This is a genomic window from Lentilactobacillus sp. TOM.63 (genome assembly GCF_030361045.1).
GTDB lineage: Bacteria > Bacillota > Bacilli > Lactobacillales > Lactobacillaceae > Lentilactobacillus > Lentilactobacillus dabitei.
In genome coordinates, this window is sequence record NZ_JAUCAP010000123.1 from 1 (window position 1) to 4,493 (window position 4,493).

3 protein-coding genes are annotated in these 4,493 nt (G+C 40.2%); all 3 read right to left on the reverse strand.

Features of this window, described 5'->3' with window-relative positions; translation table 11 throughout:
• Window positions 1-197: 197 nt before the first annotated feature.
• Window positions 198-503 (reverse strand): helix-turn-helix domain-containing protein, encoded by a 306-nt coding sequence (locus QUF07_RS13320; RefSeq protein ID WP_289427888.1) that lies wholly within the window; start codon window positions 501-503, stop codon window positions 198-200.
• 145 nt (window positions 504-648) lie between these two features.
• Complete coding sequence (locus tag QUF07_RS14160) at window positions 649-2,034, reverse strand: DUF5776 domain-containing protein (RefSeq protein WP_353960971.1); 1,386 nt, start codon at window positions 2,032-2,034, stop codon at window positions 649-651.
• Between the two features lie 269 nt (window positions 2,035-2,303).
• Window positions 2,304-4,403 carry a DUF5776 domain-containing protein gene (locus QUF07_RS13330; RefSeq protein WP_289427890.1) on the reverse strand — a complete coding sequence of 700 codons (2,100 nt, stop codon included), beginning with the start codon at window positions 4,401-4,403 and terminating at the stop codon, window positions 2,304-2,306.
• Between the last annotated feature and the right edge of the window lie 90 nt (window positions 4,404-4,493).

Here is a 4,493-nt window from a genome sequence, read left to right on the forward strand (position 1 = left end):
AAACAAAAAGAGCCCTAATCACAAAGTGATTAGAACTCGAATTTAGTTTCACCAACAACAGTTGACGAAGAGCCGCTTTTTGGGTTTTAATACTCATTAACGCTAAGTACTTGGCTGTTTACTGTTAATAGGCGAAAACCAGCGTCGTGTAGATTCTTGGAGAGAAAAAAAGCCAACCAATCGGCTGACCTAAATTCCTACTTTAATATGAAAATTGAATCTATCAATTTGGGATTCTTATCTAATAGTTGAATTAATCTTCTTGCTGATGCGTTGGGATGATTTCTGCCACTTTCCCAATTCTGGACAGTCTTAACTGATACTCCTAAGAATGTGGCAAGCGCTTGTTGTGTTATGTTGAGCCTTTTTCTAAATAATTTAAGATCGCCAGCTGTAATACTTGGAACTTCAACGGTGATCGTTCTGACTTCCGCCGCAGAATCATCACCGTGACTATATTGTTCAAGTTCCTTTAGATTTTCAAGAATATCCTTATTTGACATGATATTGTCTCCTAACATTCTTGATATAGCGTTTAATCGCGTTCTTTGCTCTTTAATTATAACGGTTTTCGACTTATCTGTAAGCGCCTAAACGCCTAAAAACAGCTTATCATTATTTTTTTGATAAGCTGTTGCTATAAACCTCTTATTTAGCATTTTCCTGAATCACTAATTTCTTGTTAGCCGTCACATAATCGCCATTGCTTAACTGATACCGAGTTGTCAGGCGATGTTTGACAATTTTCTTAACGGTCAAGTGGGTCCCCTTTCGATAATGCTTAGCCTTTTGAGTCAGGTTCACATTCCGATAAGCATTCACCCCACGCTGATTAATGACGGTGATTTTTTGTGACTTTGGTACTGATTGATAATAGACTGGAATCACAAACTTTGAATTAGCGGTAATATAGCCAACTCTATCGGCGGTCTTAGTGCCGTGGTTGACATCGCGAACTTTATAGCGCAGGGTGCCGTTGGTCGAGCGAGCATAATCAGTTACCACAAACATTGGCCGGTTAACTCGTTTAGCCTTAGGATACTTTGCAAGTCGTTGAGACGGCTTAAAGTTGGCATCTTTGTACAGGTAGATCGCCTTCGTGGCATAGACCACCGCACCTTTTTTAGCCGCATAGTTTGGCATCGTTGGTTCAGCCGGCTCTTTAGTCGTTTCGCTGCCAGCTGGCGTCGCTGGAGTCGGTGTCACCGGGGTTGTTGGGTTGGTAATGTTAGTTGAACTGTTGTCAGAAGGAACGTTTGGGGTGACTGCCTTTTTAACTACGTGAACGGTTATCGCTGGATTCTCTTTTTCACTCATCCTATAAGTGATTGGTTTAGTATCAACCAATTGATAACCATCAGGGGCCTTAGGAGTATAGTCCCCAGTCTTTCCCAAGAAGCCAGTAATTTTTGTATCGTTGCCAACTACTTTTCCATCACTATCGATAAACTGAACGGGGATGATGGCCTCTTGGTAGGCGTAAGTTACTGTGAAGTCGATCTTTTGGCTGAACAGTAACCAGTTCGGATCAATTGGGCCCGATGTATAAAAAAATATGCCATAATTAGCAAAATCCAGATACTTTGCAAGTCCATCATTTAATGAGCTTATCGGGGACCCAATTTGTTGCTCAATATCATTTTTTGTGAGAGAAGCTTCTGGCTGTGGTTCTCCGTTTGTCTCTCCATTAGAAACAAGAACCTGCTTATCGGCGTCTACTGCAATCTTCACATCTACAGTTTGAGTAGGGTGATCACCCGGAGCAGGAGGCTTTAACACTGCTACTATTCGGGCTGACACTAACGTTTTCGCAGGATCATACCCTGGAACCTTAGCATCTAAGTTTTGCGAATTTTTGTCTAAAGTTTGGGTTTGCTTCTTCAATATATTCCCTTGAGTATCAACAATATTAACAGTTTCTACGCGAGCAGTTTCATCCGCATTAACCGTAACTCGATTACCAATAAACACCATACTAAAAACGACACTTAACGAGATGACAATCATTTTAGCCAACTTTAGTGTCTTGTACATATAAATCCCCCCAATTTGAATATTCATACCAATAATTAATGAAGTATTTATTACTGCTACTATTCACCTACAACTATAGTATCTCGTATCATGAGGATGAGGTCAATGATAATACCTACATATTTGTGTTATGTTGAGCATAGTAAAATGATGGCCTCAACGCCCAGCTGGGAATCCTGGTATCAACCTATTCAGAGCAAATAGGATCCCAAAAATCGGCAAAACAAAAGTGCCCGGCAACTAACCGAACACTTCTGTAACTTTAACTTTTAATAGTTTCCTTGAATTACCAATTTCTTATTACCAGTGATATATTGGCCATTGCTCAATTGATAACGCGTAGTCAAGTTATGCTTAACAATCTTCTTAACTGTCAAGCGAGCACCCTTCTTGAGGTGCTTGGACTTTTTAGTCAAGTTAACGTTCTTATAAGCATTGACGCCCTTCTTAGTAATTACCGTAATCTTCTTATTCTTCGGCATCGTCGAATAATAGACGCGAACCACAAACTTGTGGTTTGCGGTAATATAGCCGATCTTGCCAGCGGTCTTAGTGCCGTGGTTGACATCGCGAACCTTATAACGCAGAGCACCATTAGCGGAACGTTTGTAATCTAGGACAACAAACATTGGTCGGTTAACCCGCTTTGCCTTTGGATATTTAGCAATGCGTTGGATCTTCTTGAAGTTGGCGTTTTTATACATATAGACGCCCTTGGTTGCGTAGACTGCGGCACCTTCTTTAGCGGCGTAGTTTGGAACGGCTGGCTGACTTGTAGTGGTACTTGTATTGAAGTTATCATTACCAACTTGATTGTTGCCGGAATTACTATTTGTAGTTGAGGTAGTACTTGAACCTGAACCACCATTATTAGGAACATTACTTTGAACATTTACGTGGATCGTTTTTTTAAATGTCCGCTCACCCTCATTAGGGTATCTGTGGGTGTAAGTATAAGTGACATCAAAAGAACCAGTCTTACTGGTATCCAAAGTGCCATCAGACTTCAACGGACGAGTACTTGCGACAGTAACACTAGGTTTAGAGCCATCTGGTAGCTTCTCTTGATCCATCGCTTCTGGATTCCAAATTGTCACTTCATTGCTTGGATTCCACTTAGTACCTTGATTTAAAGTCAACTGATCTTGATCGTCAATCCCATGAACATCGATAACTTTAATAACTTGTAGGTTCATTCCACCAATGCCATCTTTATTCATCCATTGATTCCCATTAGTTGGCGTATCATCGGCGGCCTGACCCGTGTAATCCCAGCTATACTGTGATAAGAAGTGTCCATTCTCATATGGGACGCCATAACCGTTATCTTCTAATGTTTGGATCCAACCATTACCATTGATGTCCTTTAAAGTAGTGAAATTTTGATAGAATTTTCCGCCACTATAGATATATGGAAAATCATCATTAGCTTGATTGTAAGATTGGCCAAAATCGTTCACAACAATATCACTGCGCTTGATAACTGGCATCAGGTTCTGAATATCAGTTGCATGAAAATACGTGGAACCCGTTCGATATGTAACCAAATACTTATTAGTGCCGTTTATTCCAAACATTTTGTTTGCATTGGCGCCTCGAGCAAATTGTAACAACGTGTGATAATACGCATAAGTTGCAAGGTTAACGGTTGTTAATTGAATATCTTTTGCAGTAGCTGATTCATCAGTATCAAATGGGTGATCATAATCGACCGTATCCGGGTTAGTCAGCTCTAGCGGAACATCAAGTTCATAATAATCGCCCTTCTTATTTAAGGTACCAAAGAGTTTAATAGCCCGAACACCCTGCCAATCACTTTTACCCCAACTGGCTGTATCAGCCTGATCGGTGTAATTCATTTCTGAATCTGCATATTGTGCCGTAATGCCATTTGCACTGCCATCAGTTGGCTTTACAAAGTTGGTCCCTCGAAACAGGACAACCGGATTAGTAGCATTAGCCGATGTATCTCTCTGATAAAACTGTGGTAGCCCGAACGCAATATTAAAATTCATAGGACTATCTGAGTTATTCTTAACTAAAATATGCTCATAAAGAGAATCTGGATTTTTCTTGTAACTATCTAAATTAAGAATGGATTTTGGTGCTGGATCTCTGGTTGCCTGAACGTAATTTGAGTTAATTCCGTCCAAGCTGATCCAACTCGTAAAGTTTTGATTATCAACGCCAATGTTCATCTGCTTTTGATTAGCGTTTACCCCATTATAAACTGCTGGGACACTAGTATCATCTGTATTATTAGCAGCCCGAACCGCTTGACTCCCAACTGTCCCTAAAACTAGGAACGTTGCTGAAAGTAAAACCATCCTAATAACATGTTTAAATTCTCTCTTCGTCGTAATCCCCAATATGACCACCCTCTATCCTGAATTATTCATAGTTCATTAAAAGCCCGTCAGTTTTCGTGTTTTTTCGAAAACTGACGGGTATGTTTTTAT